The 18,132-nt window shown below is 61.8% G+C and carries 25 protein-coding genes; all 25 read left to right on the forward strand.

Features of this window, described 5'->3' with window-relative positions:
• Positions 1–143 precede the first annotated feature (143 nt).
• The 25 genes from U5O12_RS12240 (at position 144) to U5O12_RS12360 (ending at position 18,108) form a co-directional block, all read left to right on the forward strand.
• Positions 144–1,214, forward strand: a complete 1,071-nt coding sequence (locus U5O12_RS12240; protein WP_322578908.1) for a phage protease — start codon at positions 144–146, stop codon at positions 1,212–1,214.
• A gap of 33 nt (positions 1,215–1,247) precedes the next feature.
• A complete protein-coding gene (locus U5O12_RS12245) occupies positions 1,248–1,661 on the forward strand; it encodes a hypothetical protein (protein WP_322578909.1) in 414 nt (137 codons plus the stop codon).
• 38 nt (positions 1,662–1,699) lie between these two features.
• Complete coding sequence (locus U5O12_RS12250) at positions 1,700–2,590, forward strand: Mu-like prophage major head subunit gpT family protein (protein ID WP_322578910.1); 891 nt, start codon at positions 1,700–1,702, stop codon at positions 2,588–2,590.
• Between the two features lie 38 nt (positions 2,591–2,628).
• Positions 2,629–2,859: a hypothetical protein gene (locus U5O12_RS12255; protein WP_322578911.1), complete on the forward strand. Its 231-nt coding sequence runs from the start codon at positions 2,629–2,631 to the stop codon at positions 2,857–2,859.
• A gap of 82 nt (positions 2,860–2,941) precedes the next feature.
• Positions 2,942–3,448, forward strand: coding sequence for a gp436 family protein (locus U5O12_RS12260; protein ID WP_322578912.1), 507 nt, complete (start codon positions 2,942–2,944; stop codon positions 3,446–3,448).
• Positions 3,445–3,987 (forward strand): phage virion morphogenesis protein, encoded by a 543-nt coding sequence (locus tag U5O12_RS12265; protein ID WP_322578913.1) that lies wholly within the window; start codon positions 3,445–3,447, stop codon positions 3,985–3,987. Before U5O12_RS12260 ends, U5O12_RS12265 begins: the two co-directional genes overlap by 4 nt.
• Positions 3,987–4,607, forward strand: a complete 621-nt coding sequence (locus U5O12_RS12270; protein WP_322578914.1) for a hypothetical protein — start codon at positions 3,987–3,989, stop codon at positions 4,605–4,607. Before U5O12_RS12265 ends, U5O12_RS12270 begins: the two co-directional genes overlap by 1 nt.
• Positions 4,604–4,846: a DUF2635 domain-containing protein gene (locus U5O12_RS12275; RefSeq protein WP_322578915.1), complete on the forward strand. Its 243-nt coding sequence runs from the start codon at positions 4,604–4,606 to the stop codon at positions 4,844–4,846. The genes U5O12_RS12270 and U5O12_RS12275 overlap by 4 nt, the downstream gene beginning before the upstream one ends.
• A 32-nt stretch (positions 4,847–4,878) precedes the next feature.
• Complete coding sequence (locus tag U5O12_RS12280) at positions 4,879–6,354, forward strand: phage tail sheath subtilisin-like domain-containing protein (RefSeq protein WP_322578916.1); 1,476 nt, start codon at positions 4,879–4,881, stop codon at positions 6,352–6,354.
• Between the two features lie 13 nt (positions 6,355–6,367).
• Positions 6,368–6,712, forward strand: coding sequence for a phage tail tube protein (locus tag U5O12_RS12285; protein ID WP_322578917.1), 345 nt, complete (start codon positions 6,368–6,370; stop codon positions 6,710–6,712).
• A gap of 1 nt (position 6,713) precedes the next feature.
• On the forward strand, positions 6,714–7,004 hold the full coding sequence (locus U5O12_RS12290) for a phage tail assembly protein (protein ID WP_322578918.1): 291 nt from the start codon (positions 6,714–6,716) through the stop codon (positions 7,002–7,004).
• 145 nt (positions 7,005–7,149) lie between these two features.
• Complete coding sequence (locus tag U5O12_RS12295; RefSeq protein WP_322578919.1) at positions 7,150–8,997, forward strand: phage tail tape measure protein; 1,848 nt, start codon at positions 7,150–7,152, stop codon at positions 8,995–8,997.
• A complete protein-coding gene (locus U5O12_RS12300) occupies positions 8,997–10,232 on the forward strand; it encodes a DNA circularization N-terminal domain-containing protein (protein ID WP_322578920.1) in 1,236 nt (411 codons plus the stop codon). The genes U5O12_RS12295 and U5O12_RS12300 overlap by 1 nt, the downstream gene beginning before the upstream one ends.
• The gene (locus U5O12_RS12305) at positions 10,229–11,398 is read left to right on the forward strand and encodes a phage baseplate assembly protein (protein ID WP_322578921.1); all 1,170 of its coding nucleotides are present in this window, start codon (positions 10,229–10,231) and stop codon (positions 11,396–11,398) included. The genes U5O12_RS12300 and U5O12_RS12305 overlap by 4 nt, the downstream gene beginning before the upstream one ends.
• Positions 11,395–11,925 (forward strand): phage baseplate assembly protein V, encoded by a 531-nt coding sequence (locus tag U5O12_RS12310; RefSeq protein WP_322578922.1) that lies wholly within the window; start codon positions 11,395–11,397, stop codon positions 11,923–11,925. The genes U5O12_RS12305 and U5O12_RS12310 overlap by 4 nt, the downstream gene beginning before the upstream one ends.
• 45 nt (positions 11,926–11,970) lie before the next feature.
• Positions 11,971–12,435 (forward strand): phage GP46 family protein, encoded by a 465-nt coding sequence (locus U5O12_RS12315; protein WP_322578923.1) that lies wholly within the window; start codon positions 11,971–11,973, stop codon positions 12,433–12,435.
• Positions 12,435–13,478, forward strand: coding sequence for a baseplate J/gp47 family protein (locus U5O12_RS12320; RefSeq protein ID WP_322578924.1), 1,044 nt, complete (start codon positions 12,435–12,437; stop codon positions 13,476–13,478). The genes U5O12_RS12315 and U5O12_RS12320 overlap by 1 nt, the downstream gene beginning before the upstream one ends.
• On the forward strand, positions 13,469–14,062 hold the full coding sequence (locus tag U5O12_RS12325; protein WP_322578925.1) for a YmfQ family protein: 594 nt from the start codon (positions 13,469–13,471) through the stop codon (positions 14,060–14,062). The genes U5O12_RS12320 and U5O12_RS12325 overlap by 10 nt, the downstream gene beginning before the upstream one ends.
• 8 nt (positions 14,063–14,070) lie before the next feature.
• Positions 14,071–15,603 (forward strand): hypothetical protein, encoded by a 1,533-nt coding sequence (locus tag U5O12_RS12330; RefSeq protein ID WP_322578926.1) that lies wholly within the window; start codon positions 14,071–14,073, stop codon positions 15,601–15,603.
• Positions 15,604–15,617: 14 nt separating this feature from the next.
• A complete protein-coding gene (locus tag U5O12_RS12335; protein WP_322578927.1) occupies positions 15,618–16,040 on the forward strand; it encodes a hypothetical protein in 423 nt (140 codons plus the stop codon).
• Positions 16,037–16,315, forward strand: coding sequence for a hypothetical protein (locus tag U5O12_RS12340; protein ID WP_322578928.1), 279 nt, complete (start codon positions 16,037–16,039; stop codon positions 16,313–16,315). Before U5O12_RS12335 ends, U5O12_RS12340 begins: the two co-directional genes overlap by 4 nt.
• A gap of 297 nt (positions 16,316–16,612) precedes the next feature.
• The gene (locus U5O12_RS12345; protein WP_322578929.1) at positions 16,613–16,816 is read left to right on the forward strand and encodes a Com family DNA-binding transcriptional regulator; all 204 of its coding nucleotides are present in this window, start codon (positions 16,613–16,615) and stop codon (positions 16,814–16,816) included.
• A 115-nt stretch (positions 16,817–16,931) separates the two neighbouring features.
• Positions 16,932–17,651, forward strand: a complete 720-nt coding sequence (locus U5O12_RS12350; RefSeq protein ID WP_416221486.1) for a DNA adenine methylase — start codon at positions 16,932–16,934, stop codon at positions 17,649–17,651.
• 92 nt (positions 17,652–17,743) lie between these two features.
• A complete protein-coding gene (locus U5O12_RS12355) occupies positions 17,744–17,923 on the forward strand; it encodes a DUF6900 domain-containing protein (protein WP_322578931.1) in 180 nt (59 codons plus the stop codon).
• On the forward strand, positions 17,920–18,108 hold the full coding sequence (locus U5O12_RS12360; protein ID WP_322578932.1) for a hypothetical protein: 189 nt from the start codon (positions 17,920–17,922) through the stop codon (positions 18,106–18,108). The genes U5O12_RS12355 and U5O12_RS12360 overlap by 4 nt, the downstream gene beginning before the upstream one ends.
• The last annotated feature ends 24 nt before the right edge of the window (positions 18,109–18,132 follow it).

An 18,132-nucleotide genomic window follows, 5' to 3' on the forward strand; every position in this document is an offset into this window, starting at 1 on the left:
TGAACCTTGGCCCCCTTCTCTAACGTCCGAGACGACTTTGCGGGTGAGCAGATTCTAGCGCTGCAGCCCGCCACTGCCAAGTGCAAAGCACTAAAGAAGTTTAGTAGCCCCGTGGGGGTCCATCGCGAGACGATGGGCACCTCATGACAAAAACCTCATTCGCACTACTGACCCATGCCCTGCAGCTGGACGCGTCTCCCGACGTCCGCATTGTGCCGGCAGGCGAGTTTGTTGGGCGCGATGGTCGACCAGGTAAGGGGCTGACATGGAAGCTATCTGACGCACAAGGCCAGGCACTGGCCGCCAAGCTGAACGGTCGCCATCAGATCGTCCAGTTCAATTTTGACTACGAACACCAGGCGCTGCTGTCCGAGAAGAACGGTCAGCCAGCGCCTGCTTCTGGCTGGGCCACCCGCTTCGAGTGGCGTGCTGGCGAAGGCATCTATGCACTGAAGGTGCAGTGGACCGACAAAGCCCAGCAGATGATTGATGCTAAAGAGTACAAGTACATCAGTCCAATCATTCTCTACGACGGCCAAACCGGCGTAGTCACAGGCGTTGCCAACGCAGCGCTGACCAACATCCCCGCACTCGACATGAGCCCCGTGGCCACCGAAACGATGGCCCGGCTCAGTGCGCTCTCCATTTTCCAACCACCGGAGCAATCCACCATGAATGAAGTTTTGAAAGCGCTCTTGGAGTCGCTGGGTCTGACCGTTTCCGACGCCACCACCAAAGACCAGGCGATTGCGGCCGTGGCAGCACTTAAAGCCAAGGCCGATAAGTCCGATGAGCTGGGCACCCAGGTCGCCGCCTTGAAGGCCAGCACCGGCAGCGAACCTGACCCCACCAAGTGGGTGTCCCTGGATAAGTTCAACCAGCTCAACGAGCAGGTAGTGGCCTTGTCTGCCAAGCAAACCACGGGGGAGGTGGACCGTCTGATTGCCGAAGCAGTGGCCGCTGGCAAGTGCACCCCCGTAGTGGAAGAAGTGTGGCGTAACGTGGGCAACAAAGACGTGGCCATGCTCAAGTCGCTTATTGAAAAGACACCGGGCAACCCAGCCTTGGCGGGCCAAACACAAACCAATGGCGCCAAGCCTGGCGCCGCAGCTGCGGCCGACAAAGCGACAGGCACTGCTGAAGAACTGGCCATGTGCAAGAGCATGGGATTGACCCTGGAGCAGTTCCGCGCTGGTGCGGAAGTAGCCGCCTAACCCCCTCACCCCCCTTAACTACCGAGAACCCACATGACAGCTATTACCACTGAGCGCGACACCCAGCGCCGCGATGGCAAGCAAGCCGCCTTTGGCGTGCTGGCCGCCACCAAGGTGCTCTCTGGAACCATTGCCGTTGTCACGGCCGCTGGTTTTGCCCAAGGCGGCATTACCTCCACCACGGTCAAGGCCGTGGGCGTGTTTGATGAAACCGTGGACAACACCGCAGGCGCCAACGGCGAAGTGAAGGCCCGCACCCGCAAGGACGGCTGGTTCCGCTTTGCCAATAGCGCGGCCGGTGACCTGATCACCATCGCCGACATCAACACCGACTGCTACATCGTGGACAACCAGACGGTGGCCAAGACCAACGGCACCAACACCCGCGCAGTGGCCGGCAAGGTGCGCGATGTGGAAGCCGCAGGCGTCTGGATCGAGTTCCCCTAACCCCTTTCTGTCACACCTCTTTTTCTCCTGGAGAAACAATGCAAATCACCCCTAGCAACCTAGGCCTGCTCAAGCAGGGCTTTAACGCCGCCTTCAAGGGCGCATTTACCAGCGTGTCTCCTATGTGGGACAAGATCGCCATGCTGGTGCCCTCCTCTTCGAGCGAAGAGGTGTACGCCTGGCTCGGTGCCAACACCAAGCTGCGCGAGTGGATTGGCGAGCGCGTGCACCAGAACCTGAAGCTGCACGGCTACACCATAAAAAACAAAACCTTCGAAGGTACGGTAACCATTCCCCGTGAAGCCATTGAAGACGACCAGTACGGCACCTACACGCCCCTGGTCTCCCAAATGGGCCAGGATGCCAATCTGCACCCCGATGAGCTGCTGTTTGGTTTGATCCAGCTGGGCATCTCCACCGGGTGCTATGACGGCCAGTACTACTTTGACACCGACCACCCGGTGGGCTTGTCCGGCCAAGAAGCCAGCGTGAGCAACTTCACCGCAGGCGCTGGCAACCCCTGGTATCTGCTGGATACGACCAAGGTGTTGAAGCCCTTCATCGTGCAGAAGCGCCGCGACTATGCCTTCGTGGCAAAGACCAGCCTGACCGATGAGAACGTGTTCAACAAGAACGAGTTCGTGTTTGGTGTGGACGGTCGTTTGAACGTGGGCTTTGGCCTCTGGCAGCAAGCCTATTGCAGCAAGGCCACGCTGGACTCTGCTGGCTACGAAGCGGCCCGCACCGCCATGATGTCCTTCAAGGCGGACAACGGCAAACCGCTGGGCATTACTCCCAACATCTTGTTGGTGGGCCCCAGCAACGAGAAGAAGGCGCTGGACATGGTGACCGCTGAGCGCCTGGCCAACGGTGCGGACAACGTGTACCGCAACACTGCCAAGGTCATCACCTGCCCCTGGCTGCCCTAAGCAGCCCCACCAACCCCTCAACTCTGGAGAACCACCACATGGCTGGAAAAGACAAGGCTGCAGGCGCAGCAAACAAGGGCCTGAAGGTCACCGCACGCCCGGCGAGTTTTCGCCGGGCAGGTCACACCTTCAGTGCCGAGGCACGCGTCATACCCCTGAGCGAACTCACCGAAGAACAGGTCGACCTCATTGAGAACGACCCCAACCTGGTGAGCCAACGGGTGGATATCGAAGTGCCCAAGGAAGAGCCCAAGAGCGACAAGAAGTAAGTCGCCCCGCCTGAACCCTGAAGGGGTTCAGCAATGCCCCCGCCTGGTGGCATTGCTGAGAACCTTCAAACAACTTTAAAACGTGACCTACGCCACCGCCACCGACCTGCTGACGCGCTTTGACGCTGCTGAAATTGCCCAGCGCGTGGACCGGGGCGTGCCGCGCTTGGTGAGTGCGGAGCTGCTGACGGCCGTGGCCAGTGGCACCAGCCTGGACGCATTCACCGAGGCCGAGGTGCTGCGCGCTACCGTGGCCAAGGGCCTGGTTGACCGGGCCCTACAGGACGCGGACGAAACCATCAACAGCTACCTGAGCAGCCGCTATGTGCTGCCGCTGTCCACCGTGCCCGCCGTGCTGGCGCGCGTGGCCTGCGAAATGGCACGCTTCTATCTATATGACGACCAGGTCACCGACCTGATCAAGGACCGCCACGCCTCCAATGTGAAATGGCTGGGCGAAGTGGCCAAGGGCACTGTGAGCCTGGGCGTGGAGTCCACCAGCGGCCAGCAACCCGCCAGCAGCGCAGCGGCTGAGCTGGTGAGCAGCGACGCGATCTGGAAGCGCGGCAACAGCGGAGGCTTTCTGTGAGCGCCGGGATCGCCATTGATGCCAACATTGAAGGCCTGGCGGGCGTAGGTGATGCCTTCTCGCGCATGGTGCGCCTGGGCTACCGGCCCCGCCCCATCTGGGATGCGATTGGCCAGTATGGCGAGTCCAGCACCCGGCTGCGCTTCAAGAACCAGCGAGACCCCGAAGGCAAGCGCTGGGTGCCCAGCATGCGCGCCCAGCAGTTTGGTCCCGGCCGCACGCTGATCCGATCCGCGCGCCTGCTGCGCAACATTTCCTACAACGCTGACGACCGGGGCACCAGCTGGGGCAGCAACGTGATCTACGCACGCATTCATAACGATGGCGGCGAGATCAAGGCCAAGGGCGGTGGTGCGTTGCGCTTCCGTTTGCCTAGCGGTGCGTTCGTGACGGTCAAAAAGGTAACCATCCCGCAGCGCACCTTCATTGGCGTGAATGCGGAGGACGCACGAGAGATGCAGCAACTGGCCGTTGAAGTTCTTTACAACGCGGCCCGCAACCCATCTGCAGGCTATTCAGTTGGCAAGGACGGTGCCTGATGCTGGCCATCCACGAAACCGCCCTGCGCGACGCGATGAACACGCTGCCCAGCATCAGCACCCGTGTGCGCACCGTTGCCAGCTTGCCCAGGCTGTTTGGCGATGCCCTGCTAAAGAAGTATGTGGCCGACGCGCCCGCTCTGTATGTGGTGCCTGGCCGCATCACCTTTGCCGATGGCAATGCCACGCTGGAATTCACCGTGGCCGGTGTGGTGCGCAACAGCGCGGGCCACGAGAAGGCCCGCAACGGCGATGGCATAGACCTGGGGTGCGACCACCTGATGCTGATGGCCCTGGTGGCCCTGGACGGCAAGCGCCTGGGCAACTGCACCTGGACGGCCATCAGCGCCGAGATGGCCGATGACGAGCTGTTTGAGAAGGCGGGCATATCGGCCATTGAGGTGAAGTTTGTGGGCACGGCGCTGGCCATACCCACCGCGCTGGACGATGCCGCCTTTGACGAGCTAGACGACTTCATGCGCCTGCACGCCGACATCGACCTGCAGCCCCAGGCCAGTGCCAGCACCCACGCCCAGTGGCTGCAAGAACCACCCGACTACAGCGGCGGCCAACCCGACGCGCAGCTGGACATTCAATTACCCGGAGCAAGCAATCCATGACTGAACGTATTTTTATCAAGCCCACCTCTCAGCCCGAGGGACAGCCGCCCCTGAAGGTGCGCAAGCCCGTGAACGGCCACCTAGCCGAGCAAGGCGAATCGGTCAACCTGGACAGCTACTGGCAGCGCCGCCTGAACGATGGTGACGTGGTGGAGGCCGAGGAACCGGCCGAAGTACCTGCAGAAGCACCAGGCGAAGGCGCCGCACCCGTCAAACCCCGCAGCGGTAAGTCTGCCTAAGCGTTCGTTAAAGCCCTTTTACTGGAGCCACCATGCCCGACAACATTACCTTCAACACCATCCCGCTGGAGATCCGCACGGGCGGCGTGTACCTGGAGATCGACAACAGCAAGGCCTTGGGCGGCAGCCTGGTGGCCCAGCCACGCCGCATGCTGTTCATCGGCAACAAGCTGGTGGCTGGCCTCTCGCCCGCCAACACCTTGCAGCGCATCAATAACCCGGCAGAGGCCGCGTTGCTGTTTGGCCGTGGCTCCGTGTTGCACGAAATGCTGCGCGGCGCCCGCGAGGTCAACAAAGAGTCAGACATGTGGGCGATTGCCCTGGACGACCTGGCAGGCGGCACACAAGCCACCAAGACTCTGACATTTACCGGCCCCGCGACCGCAGGCGGCACCCTGTACTTGCGCATCAATGGCGAGCTGATTCCCGTGGGCGTATCTGCAGCCGACACCGCCACCCAAGTGGCAGCCGCCACGGTCACTGCGGTCAACGCCTTCCTGGACGGCCCCGTGACCGCTGCTGCAGCGGCCGGTGTGGTGACTTTCACTGCGCGCCACAAGGGCATCTTTGGCAACGACATTGACGTGCGGGTGAACTACCAACGCGACGAAGCCCTGCCCGCAGGCCTGACCGCTGTGGTGGCCACGGGTGTCACTGCCACCGGTAACCCCGATGTGGCAACCGCGCTGGCGGCCATCAGCAACGAGAAGTACTACAGCATCACCATGCCGTACAGCGACATCACCAACCTGGACAAGCTCAAGACCGAGCTGGCCAGCCGCTTTGGTGGCATGGATATGCGCACCGGTCACCTGTTCGCCGGATTTGCGGGCACGCACTCTGCCCTGACCACCTTTGGCGCAGCACGCAACAACGTGCACGAGACGGTGTACGGCGTCAAGAAGCCACCCCAGGGCGCCTACAACTGGGCGGCCCGCATGGCGGCAGTGACTGAGTTCAACGGCGCCATTGACCCCGCACGTCCGTTCAAGAGCCTGGCGGTGCCCGGCTTGCTGGCGCCCCAGGAAGCGGACCGCTTTACCCGCCAGGAGCGTGAGCTGCTGCTGAAGGATGGCATCAGCACATTCACCGTGGACGACGATGGCACGGTACGCATTGAGCAGGTGATCACTACCTACCAGACCAACCCGCAGGGCATTGAGGATGTGAGCTACCTGATGCTCAACACCAAGTGGACGGTGGACTACATGCGCTTTGCGTTCCAGGCTGCAGTGGCACTGGACTACCCACGCCACAAGCTGGCCGACGATGGCACCAACTTTGCGGAAGGCCAGGCGGTGGCCACCCCGCTCATGATCAAAGGCACGCTGATCGCCACGGCGCGCAAGTTGGAGCAGGTCGGAATCCTGGAGGACTTTGAGGAGTTCAAACGCAAGCTGGTCGTGGTGCGCAGCATGACCGACCGCAACCGCATCAACGCCGTCATCCCGCCCAACTGTGTCAACCAGTTCAACACCTTTGCCGGTGCTGTGCAATTCATTCTTTAAAGAGGTTTAAACCATGTCAGTTACTGGACGTGTATTTATTACGCTGGCGGGTCAACGCATCCGCAGCAAGGAAGGCGCAAGCCTTGACATCGGTGGCGAGACGAAGGAAGCGGTCATGAGTGACTCTGGGGTGGATGGCCCCAGCTCCAAGATCACGGCTCCCAAGGTGGATTGCAAGATCAGCCACACCGCGCAAACCAAACTGAAAGACCTGCAGGCCTTTCAGGGCACGCTGACTTTTGAAACCGACACCGGCCGTGTCTACACCCTGGTGGATGCCTGGTGCGCCAACCCTCCCAAGCTGGAAAAGGGGGAAGTGACCCTGGAGTTCAGCGCCATTGAATGCCTGGAAGACTGATATGCAAAGCAACCTCATCAAGAAACTGAAGAAGCCTTGGAAAGTGGGCGGCAAAGAGGCCACCGAGATTGAAGTGCGCCCAGCCACTATGAAGGACGTGAGCGAGGCCGAGCAATCGGCCTCGGCCTACCAGCCCAACACTTTCAACATGCAGATGGCCTGTCTGCAGGTGGTGCGGGCGGGCGACTTTACTGGCCCGTTTGTGGTGTCGCACTTTGCAAACATGCGGCCCGCGCAGTTTGCCGAAATTACCGACGCCATGAGAGAGGCAGACCGCCTGGGGGAAGACTAGTAGCTAAGCGGCGAGAGCTGCTTAGCCAGGTGATGCTGCTGGCGCTGAAGTTTCACTGGAGCCGGGAGGAGATCCTGAACCTCCACCCCGCTGAGTTTGAGTTTTACGTTACCGAGCTGGCGAACATTCTGAAAAAAACAGACCCATGAGCACCACCTACATCGTCGGCGTCCGCATTGATGGCAATGCCGGTGGCTACTTGCGGGCCACCCAGCAGGCCCAGGCTGCCACGCGCAGCTTCAGCAGCAACATGCGTGCGGAGCTGCAGCGGCTCAAGAGCTTCATGTCATCTACCCAGGGCCAACTGGCGCAGCTGGGTGTGGGTGTGGGCCTGGTGACGGTGGCCAAGCAGGCAGCTGTGCTACAGCGCAACCTGACACAGGTGAGCCTTGCAGCGGGCATGAGCGTGCAGCAGCAGTCTGACGCGTACAAAACCATGTTTGACCTCATCAAAAAGAATGGGGGGGTGATGGAGGACACGGTGGGCGGCTTTGCGGAGCTCACGCAAGCTGGCCTCAAATACAAAGAAGCAATGGAAGCCACCAAAGCGGTTAGCCTGGCCAGCGCGGTAACGGGCGCCACAAGCGGCACATTGAGCGGCGCCCTGACCGTGGGCGCTGCCAACTTTGGCTTTGACCTGTCAGAGACTGGCCGGGCAGCGCTGATGCTGGACAAGATGCGAGTGGCCGGGCAATCCGGCCGGGCCGAACTTGAGGACCTGAGCAACATCTTCTCGAAAGTTGCACAGAACGCCAAAAAATCGAACATGTCTTTTGAAACCACGTTGGCCTTTATTGAAGGGCTTTCGCTGGTGAGTAACAAGGACACGCTCGGCACCTTGGCCGATTCCACCACGCGCCTCTTTAGCAACGCCAACTACCTGAAAGACGCTCAAGCTGCCACGGGTGTGCGGTTCTTTGAAAAAGATGCCAAGGGCAATGATAGTGCGAGGCGCGACCCCATAGCTGTGCTGGAGGACATGCGCAAGGGCTACGCCAAGCTCACCACCGATGCTCAACGCTTTAGCTATGTGAGCAAGGCGTTTGGCAAGGCCGACCTGGACACCCAGCGCGGCTTGCAGGCGCTGCTGGGTGGCGACATGCTGGAGAAGATTCGGCAGTTTGAGACGGCGCAGAAAAATGCAAAGGGCAACGTTGCCGCAGACGCACCACGGGCGCTGGCCGGTGCAGCGGTGCAAGCTGAGCGCCTGCGCAACACGCTGCGCCAGGCTGGCGAGGCGTTTGCCACGCCTGTAAATGATGCAGTTGCCAACGCCATCAAATACATGCTGGACAGTAAAGAGGACGGTGGCGCAGGCCTGAGCGGTGGCCAAGTGCTGGGGGGCGCTGCAGTGGGGGCTGCTGGGGTTTACGCGGCGGCGCGATTTCTGCCGGGCGTCTTGGGCAAGGTGGTGGGCCGTGGTGCGGGTCTGGCGGCTGGTGTGGCAGAGGGTAAGGCGCTTCAAGCCGCTGCAGGTGTAACGCCCGTGTATGTGACCAACTGGGCCGAGATGAACGGCGGCGGAAGTGGTGTTGCCGAGGCAGCTGGTGGCGCTGCTGCAGCCGCTGCTGCGGCTGGCAAGCTGAGTAAGCTGCGCAACATGGCGGGCGTGGCGGCGCTGCTGGGTAATGCCCCACTAGGCGCACTGGCTAGAGCGGGCGCGGGTGGCCTAGCTGCGATGGCTGGCGGTGCGGCTCTGGCAGGTGGCGCTGGCTACGCGGTGGGCACCGGCATCTATAAGTACGGGCTGGAAGGCAATGCGGGCGGCGACATGATTGGTGAGTCCATTGCCAAGGTGCTGGCCTTTTTTGGCAACAGCGAAGCCCAGCGTTCAGTGGCCGTAACAGAGGCTTTAAAGAACACCAAGGTGGGTGGGGAGATCACCATCCGCGTGAGCGGTGCTCCCGGACTGGGCGTGCAAACTGACACCAAGGCCATGCCAGGCACGCGCCTGTCTAGCCTGGGCCAAACCAACCAGGGAGCGGGCTTGTAATGGGCTGGCGTGAGGATCTGGGCCGAGTAACGCTGCCTGACGGCCGCGTACTGGTGGGAGCAAGTTTCCGGGGCGTGTTCTTCCACACGGTCACCTCTGAGCTGCGCGTGGGTCGCCGCAATGTGGTCAATGAGTTCCCGCAGCGGGACGATCCATCGGTGGATGACCTGGGGCGCAAGGGCCGCCGCGTGGTGGTGGATGCCTATGTTATCGGCGACGACCACATGGACCAGCGTGACAAGTTGGTCACCGCCTTTGAAACCAAGGGCTCTGGCGAGCTGATCCACCCACGATTTGGGCTGCTGAATGTAGCGCTGGACGGTGATGCGTCCCTCAAGGAAGAGTCCATCAAGGGCGGCATCACCCACATCACAGTCACCTTTGTGGTGGACGGCAAGAACGTGTTTCCGACCGTGCGCACGTCCACGGTCACCCAGCTGGAGGCCAAAACCAACGCGGCCGACGATGCCAGCCAGGCGCAGTTTGCTGCCGCCTACTCGGTGGCCGGGCCCAGCATGTTGGCCAGCCAGGCTGTGGCAGCCTTGAACAAGGATGTGGCGGGCCTGCTGGCCACTGCACGCCTGGTGAGCGGTGTGGACGGTCTGGCCGATATCGTGCGCCAGAGCACGCTGCTGAGTAGCAACCTCTCCAGCCTGATCCGTACGCCCGTACTGCTGTCGCAAAACCTGCGCAGCCTGCTGGCCAGTACGGTGCAGAACCTAAACCGGCCGCTGCTAGCCTTTGCCGAGCTGCAGGCCTTATTTGTGGCCAACCAGCGCAGCAGCGCCACATCGGCCGCCACCAGCACTCGGGCCCGCGCACTGGCCAACGATACCGAGCGTGCCGACCTGCAGCGCCGCCTGGCGCTGACCAACCAGGCGCGGGTGCTGGCCGTGGCCATCTCTGACACCGAGGTGGTGCAGACCGGCGACCAGGCCACTGCGCTGCGCGATGCGCTATTGGCCCAGCTGGACGTGGAGCTGGAAGAGTTTGACCCTGTGGCCGAAGTTGCCACCGCGCTGACCGATATGCGCGCAGCCCTGGTACGGGATGTGGCCTTGCGCAGCGAGTTTCTGTTGCAGCGGTCCAGCTACACACCTGCCACGGTGCTGCCTGCCCTGGTGCTGGCCCACCGCATCTACCAAGACTCCAGCCGTGCTGATGAGCTGGTGAGCCGCAATGACGTGCGCAACCCGGCCTTCATGCCTGCCCGTGCGCTGGAGATCTTGCAATGACCGATCCAAACGAATGCCGCCTGGTGGTGAAGGGCCAGATCTACGTGGGATGGACGCGCCAGGAAATTCAAACCGGCATCGAGCAGATCGCGGGCGGCTTTGTGCTGCAGCTGGCGGCGTTGTACCCGGATGGCGATGCGCCCGTGGTGCTGCGCGAGGGCCTGCCCTGCGAGCTGTGGATTGGGGATGACCTGGTGATCAGCGGCTATATCGACGACTTGGAGACCGACGACACGGAGACCAGCTCTACTGTGCGCATATCCGGCCGCGACAAGACGGGTGACCTGGTGGACTGCTCGGCCGTGCACAAGACCGGCCAGTGGCGCAACGTGCGGCTGGAGCAGATCGTTTCGGACATTGCCAAGCCCTTTGGCATCAGCCTGGTGGTGTCGCCGGGCGTGGATACGGGCGAGGTCTTCAAGCGCTTTGCACTGGAAGAAGGCGAGAAAGCCTTTGATGCCATCGACCGGGCCTGCCGATTGCGCGGCGTGCTGATCACCAGCACACCCCAGGGTAACCTGCTCATCACCACCGCCAACGGCGTGCCCAGCACGGTGCGCCTGGAGGAAGGCGTGAACATGCGCAAGTTCAACAGCCGCCACTCCTGGAAGGAGCGCCACAGCGAGATCATCCTCAAGGGCCAGATGGCGGGTGATGACCACGAAAACGGCGCTGAAGCCGCGCACCTGAAAGCCAGCGCAAAGGACGCTGAAATTGACCGTTATCGCCCGCTGGTGGTGATGTCCGAACATGGCGCTGGCACCAAGTCGCTGGGCGAGCGCGCAGCATGGGAGGCAAAGGTGCGCATGGGCCGGGGCAAGCGTGGCGGTTGCACGGTGGTGGGCTGGCGCATGGGCAAGGATGGCCGCGAGGGACCGCTGTGGCGCCCCAATATGCTGGTGCGGGTGGTGAGCAGCCGTATGCACCTGGACGCGGACATGCTGATCGTGACCTGCGCCTACATGCTCACCGAGCAAGGCCAGGTGTGTGAGATGACCTGGGCACGGCCCGAGGCCTTCCAGCTGGTCAATGGCATTGGCAAGAGCGCGCTGAACGCCAAACTGAATGACAAGACCCAGAAAGAAAAGAAGAAGCGGGACGACGGCATGACGCCCAGCCGGGAACTGGCCCCACCCAACCCGCGCGACACGCGAGGTGCCCCATGATGGCCCGCCTAGTGGCCCGCATGCGGGGCATGGTGAGTCGGGCCGTGGTGGGCCTGGTGATGGACGGCGTAAAGCTGCAGGGCCTGCAAGTGACCATCCTGGCCGACCAGTCGGCCGATGAGGTGGAGCACTTTCAGCACTACGGCTTCACCAGCGTGCCGCTGCCAGGCGCAGAGGGCATCGCCTTGGCCGTGGGCGGTAGCCGCGCGCACACCGTGGTGCTCAATGTGGATGACCGTCGCTACCGGCTCAAGAGTCTGCGCCCAGGTGAAGTGGCGCTTTATGATGACATGGGCAAAGCTGTGCACATGACCCGTGATGGCATGGTGCTGGATGGCGGTGGCCAGCAAGTTACCATCAAGAACACGCCCAAGGTGCGTATTGAGGCGGACCTGGAATCCACCGGCAACATCAAGGACAACTGCGACAGCGGCAGCGCCCGCACAATGGCGCAGATGCGTACATCGCACGTAGGCCACACCCACAATGGCGGCGAGATCACCAGTACGCCGATACAACCGATCTAAAGTACTTTAGTAGCCTGTGCGTGCGCTGCAGACCATCATGGCGCGATGGATCTGGCGCTCATCTACAACCCCAACACCACCGAGTTCGACCTGGCCGTTGATGGCGCAGACCTCGCGGCCGAGGACTCCCTGGTCAGCGCGGTCATGGTGTCCCTGTTCTGCGACCGCCTGGTGCAGCCTTACGAGGTGAGCCAGGGGGAGGACCGACGGGGCTGGTGGGCTGACTCCCTGACCGATGGCCAACAGCTCACCGGCTCGCGTCTATGGTTGCTGGAGCGGTCCAAGCAGCTCATCAGCGTGGTCAAGCTCTGTGAGCAGTACTGCCAGGAGGCGCTGGCCTGGATGGTGGAGGACGGTATTGTCAGCGCCGTCAACGTTACCGCGTTTGCCATGCGCCCCGGCGTGCTGGCCGCGTTGATCCACTTCACACTGAATGGTGCATCGCGTCGCTTCCGGTTTGAGTATGACCAGGAGCGCCAGATCTGGCGCTTCACGGATGAGGTGCAATGATGGAACGACCCACCCTCAAGCAGCTCATCGACCAGGGCGCTACCGAGTTTGAAAGCCGCCTGCCTGGCGTGCTGGTGCGCCTGCGCATCGGTCTGCTGGGCGTGATTAACCGCGTATTAGCGGGCGGTTTAAGCGCACTTTACAAATACGCCGAACGCCTGAACAAGCAGGTGTGGGCGGACACCTGCGACGACGAAGAGTTGCCCAAGCATGGCGCTCGCTGGGATGTGCCACAAATTGAAGCTGCAGCGGCCACCGGCGTGGTGCAGTTCGCGGGTACCAATGGCGCCACCATTACGGCGGGTACGGTGCTGCAGCGTGCAGATGAGGTGCAGTACACCACGGACAGCGTTGGCACCATTGAAGCTGGCGTGGCGCTGGTGCCGGTGACGGCAGTGGTGGCTGGCCAAGCTGGCAATGCGATGCTAGCCACCCAGCTCACTCTCACCACCACGGTGCCCAATGTGAATGCTGTGGCCACCGTGGCCACGGCGATCTCTGGTGGCGCGGATGTGGAGAAGCCAGAGGCCTGGCGCGCGCGCATCTTGGCCCGCAAACGCAAACCGCCGCAGGGTGGCAATAAGGACGATTACAAGGAGTGGGCGCTGCAGGTGCCCGGCGTCACGCGCGCCTGGGTCTACCCCAAGGAGCTGGGCGCACCCACGGTGGTGGTGCGTTTTGTGCGCGACGACGACGCCAGCCTGATCCCTGATGCGGGCGAGGTGGCAGCGGTGCAGGCGTACATGGATGTGAAGCGCCCGGTCACCGCAGACCTGATTGTGGTGGCGCCTGTGGCTGTGCCCCAGGACTTCACCATCCAGCTGGTGCCCGACAACCTGGCCACGCGCGCCAAGGTGGAGGCCGAGCTGCTTGACTTGTACCGCCGCGAGGCAGAGCCAGGCGGCACCATGCTGCTCACGCATCAGCGGGAGGCAATCTCCATTGCCGAGGGCGAGACCGACCACGTGCTGATTGCACCCACGGTCAGCCAAACGCACACCATTGGCCAGTTGCCCGTGCTGGGGGCCATCACATGGTTGTGACCCTTGCCGCCTGGCTGGCGTCCCTGCAGGCGCTACTGCCGCCCGGCCGCGCCTTCACACGCAACCCAGACAGCACGCTCACCAAGGTTCTGTCTGCCATTGCCGCCATGTTGTTGGCCGCGCAGCTGTGGCTGGAGGATCTGCTCTACCAGGCAGACCCGCGCAATGCGACCACCATGCTCCCGCGCTGGGAAGCCTTCTTGGGCCTGCCCGACAAGTGCACGCCAGCAGGTCAGTCGCTGGCTGCCAGGCAGCGTGCCGCATATCAGCGGCTGCTGGAAGAAGGCGGGCAGTCGCGGGCGTACTTCATCAACCTGGCGGAACTTCTGGGCGAGCCTGGGGTGACCATCACCGAGTTTCAGTCGTTCACCTGCAACAGCCCCTGCGATGCGCTGCTGTCCGGGCCCGATGACCTGTTTACCTGGCGCGCGAACATTCCCCACGCACCTGAAGACCTGCATGCCTTCGACTGCAACAGCTACTGCACCGACGGCATGCAGATATACACACCGTCCCCCATTGAGTGCGCTTTCAATGAAAGAAAGCCAGCACACACGGACGTCTTCTTTTCTTACACCGGCTAGAGGCCCACATGAAACGCATCGACACCCCCACCAAACAGGTCGACCTCTTCGGCGCTGGCAAACACGGCTTTCGTGACGGTGACAACAACGCGGGCATATCGCCCACCAAGCTGGACGCGGCTTGGTTCAACGACCTGCAAGAAGAGATGATGAACATCATCGAAGGTGCAGGCTTGACGCCCACCGCAGGTGTGCGCACTCAGGTGTACCAAGCCATCCAGGTCATGATTGCCACCGCCACGCAGGACTACAAGACCAGCGTGCGTTTCACCACCACTGCCAACATCGTTTTGAACGGACTCGGCACGCAGGCCGGTGGCGATTGGGCTGGTGCGCTGACCTCCAACGACCGCATCTTGGTGAAAGACCAGACCGTGGGCACACAAAACGGTTGGTACGCCGCAGCAGCTGGAGCTTGGGTGCGTACCACTGACGCGGATGGCGCTGGTGAAGTCACACCGGGCGTGCAGACTACTGTCGAAGAAGGCGTCACACAGGCCGATACCACTTGGACGCTCACCAATGACGGCGCTGTGACCATCGGCACCACGGCCCTTACATTCGCCAAGCAGGGTGGCTCTGCTGGCATGGACTTGTCGGGCACTGCCACAGTGGCGGCGAACGCCATGACGCTGACGCTGAATCCGACAACAATTCCATTCCGCTCACCTACCCTCAGCAGTGGTGCGGTCAATAAACGCACCTTCAGCAGCCCAATTAGCTTTGTCATTCCCAGCGGAGCCTTGCTTGGTGGTATCGCTGGCCAGAGCAATCGGCTGTACCACTTGGCGATTGATGCAACAGCAGTCGGTGGTGGCGTTGAGGGTGCCGTCATCACTGCAGCGGCTGGTGCCAATCTGGATGAGATGGGCGTCATCAGCACCGAGGCGATCGCTACGGCTGCTGCGGTCACCGCGTCCATCGCAGTGACCACGGGCGTGATGACAGTGACCGCTGTTATCTCAGGCGCACTTACAGTTGGCCAGCAGCTTGTAGGCGCAGGCGTTCCGGCAGGTACGCGGCTTCTGTCCTTTGGCACCGGCACTGGTGGCACAGGAACCTACAACACCACATGCACGACCGCTGTTGCGTCCACCACGATCACCGGTGCTGCTGGCTACGCCGCCTATTCCGCCGTGGCCCGCGCCAATGTGCCCTACAAGATTGTCCAGATCGTGGACAACACACAGGCCACTCCCGGCGTTTATGCAACAACGCCAAGCCTGGTGCAGCCCTTGCTTGGTCAAGTGGGCGCTGCAATGGGTCTTCTGGGGCTCTTTGCCAATGGCGTGAACCAGACGGCTAGCCGAGCCGTCAACACCACGTACTGGAACTGGAGCGGCCGCACCCGTTGGTTACTCATTTCGCCCGCGAATAGCAGCAGCACGACGAATGTTTTGACCGTTGGCGGTAGCGCCGTACAAAGTTCTTCATTGAGTGGAGCCAACGGAAGTATTCCGATGATTGCTCCAGTCAAACCAGGCCAGAGCTATTCGGCAAGCTCCAATGCTGGCGTTGCGTCGTGGTGGGAATTCGATTAACAAGGAGTAGATAAATGCAATATTTCAGAACCACAAACGGCGAAGTTCACGCGCTTGAGCTTGGAATTGATCCGTCCAGCATCTCAGAGTTTCCCAAGGATGCAGTTCGGATCTCGCAGGAAGATGCCGACGAACTGCGCAAGCTGCCGCCACCGACTTCTGAGCAGATCGCCGAGCAATTCATTGCATCCATTCAGAATCGACTTGATGATTTCGCCCGCCAGCGCAACTACGACAGCATCCTCTCGGCTTGCACATATGCCACCAGTGCGGTGGCCAAGTTCAAGGCCGAGGGCCACGCCTGCGTGAACCTGCGTGACGCCACCTGGGCTGCAGCCTACGACATCCTGGGCAAAGTGCACACAGGTCAGCGGCCCATGCCGTCCAGCCTGGCCGACATCGAGGCCGATCTGCCTGCATTGGTGTGGCCAGCATGACGACCGCGCTGATCGCCCTGGGCTGGGCCTTGGCCTACCTGTACGGCTTCTGGCTGCTCTATGTGCTGATCATGGGCTTCTACCGCGCCTGGCTGGCCAAGCGGCTCACTCGGGTGGCGCTGGTTTTGGCCAGCCCTGCGCTGCTGATCGGCTACCTGGTCGATCTGATCGCCAACTGGACGCTGGCCACGTTGCTCTTCTGGCAGTGGCCCCAGCGCCCGCTGGAGCTGGTGACAGAGCGCCTGTCCCGCTACATCAATACGCCCACAGCATGACGCGGTGTGCATGCGGTTTGGATATGCACCACGCTGCTGGACTACTTTGACCCGAACGACGCGCACTGTGGGAGCTCATCGTGAAGCGCGTATTGATCGTAGTCCTGGCAGTGGCCGCGCTGTTGGCCGCCGTGGGTTACCTGGCCTGGCTGGTGGACGCCTTGCCCCATTAAAAAGACAGGGCGAGGGCTTCGGGTGCGCTAACACCCCAGGCCCCCGCCTCCGCCGTGAGTTAGCACGGCATCGACCGAAGACCCTGTCACCTGTACAGGCCGGGTCATTATCCGAGATGCCGATATGGAAACGATTCGTTGCGGGCAGTGCCAGAGAAAGCTGGCCGAGGCCCAATACACCAGGTTAGAGATCAAGTGCCCCAAGTGCGGCACCTTGAATGTTTTGAGAGCCAGCGCCGCTGATCACAGCAGCCCGAGCCCCACACCAGAGCGCCCCAGAGCGTCATCAAAAAGAGAGCCGACTGATGACGACAAAAAAGGGCGCTAAAACGCTCATTAAAAATACAGAAAACTGTACTAAAACCACAGAAGACTGCACGCACATCCAGCCAGCACCAATGGTGCGCTGGGTGGGTGGCAAGCGGCGCCTGGCGCCCCACATCATGCCGCTGTTTCCCGCGCACAGCTGCTACGTCGAGCCCTTTGCCGGAGCCGCTGCGCTGTTCTTCCTCAAAGACCCGGTGAAGGTGGAAGTGCTCAACGACGTGAACGGCGACCTGGTCACCCTGTACCGCGTGGTGCAGCACCACCTGGAGGAGTTTGTAAAACACTTCAAATGGGCGCTGGCCAGTCGCGAGATTTACAAGTGGCTGCAGATCACGCCGGTGGAGACGCTCACCGACATCCAGCGCGCCGCGCGCTTCTTCTACCTGCAGTCGCTGGGCTTTGGCGGCAAGGTGGAGGGCCGCAGCTTCGGCACGGCAACGACCTCCAAGGCAGCACTCAACTTGCTGCGCTTGGAAGAGCAGCTCAGCGCCGTCCACCTGCGGCTGCACCAGGTGTTTATTGAGCGCCTGGAATGGTCAGCCTGCCTGCAGCGCTACGACCGCCCCCACAGCCTGTTCTATATGGACCCACCGTACTGGAGCACCACGGGCTACGGTGTGGACTTTGGCCTGGAGCAATACGACCAAATGTCCGAGCTAATGGGCACCATGAAAGGCAAGGCCGTGGTGAGCGTGAACGACATCCCGGAGATGCGAGCAGCCTTCAAAGGCCACCACATCAAACGCGTCAGCATCCGCTACTCGGTAGGCGCATCCGGCGGCGGCCGCGACCCTAAGGGCGAGCTGATCATCTGCAACTTCAAGCCAGGCGCGTGATGCATGCCAGACCGCCCCGGTCTGGCTTTCAAGAATCGCTTGCTGGCGGGGCCAAAGAGAGCGTTACTCGGACCCATCGAAAGGACGCCCCAATGACCACCCAACAAACCCTCGAACACATCGCCCGCCGCCGCCTCAGTATGGACAGCCTGGAGACCCGCCGCTCCGACCGCTTGGACTTTCACGAAGTGGCGGTCTGGAACATCCTTGCTGCGTTGCAGGATGCCTTTGAGGCTGGCCAAGCAGCGGCCGAGAAGGCTGGTGCTGCATGAGCACCGCCCAGACCGACTACCAGGCCCGCCAAGCCCGCATTGAGGCACTTGGGCAGCAACTGCAGGCCAAGTTGGCCAGCCACGACACCAAGGCAGCTGCACAGCCTGGCAACTGGGGCTTCGCGGGTGATTTGGGTCACATCGAGGCCAGGCTGCAGGAGCTGGTGGACTTCATCAGGGATTGAGCCAAACCCTACCAGGTAGAGCCA

Source organism: Rhodoferax sp., from assembly GCF_034519335.1.
Lineage (GTDB): Bacteria > Pseudomonadota > Gammaproteobacteria > Burkholderiales > Burkholderiaceae_C > Allorhodoferax.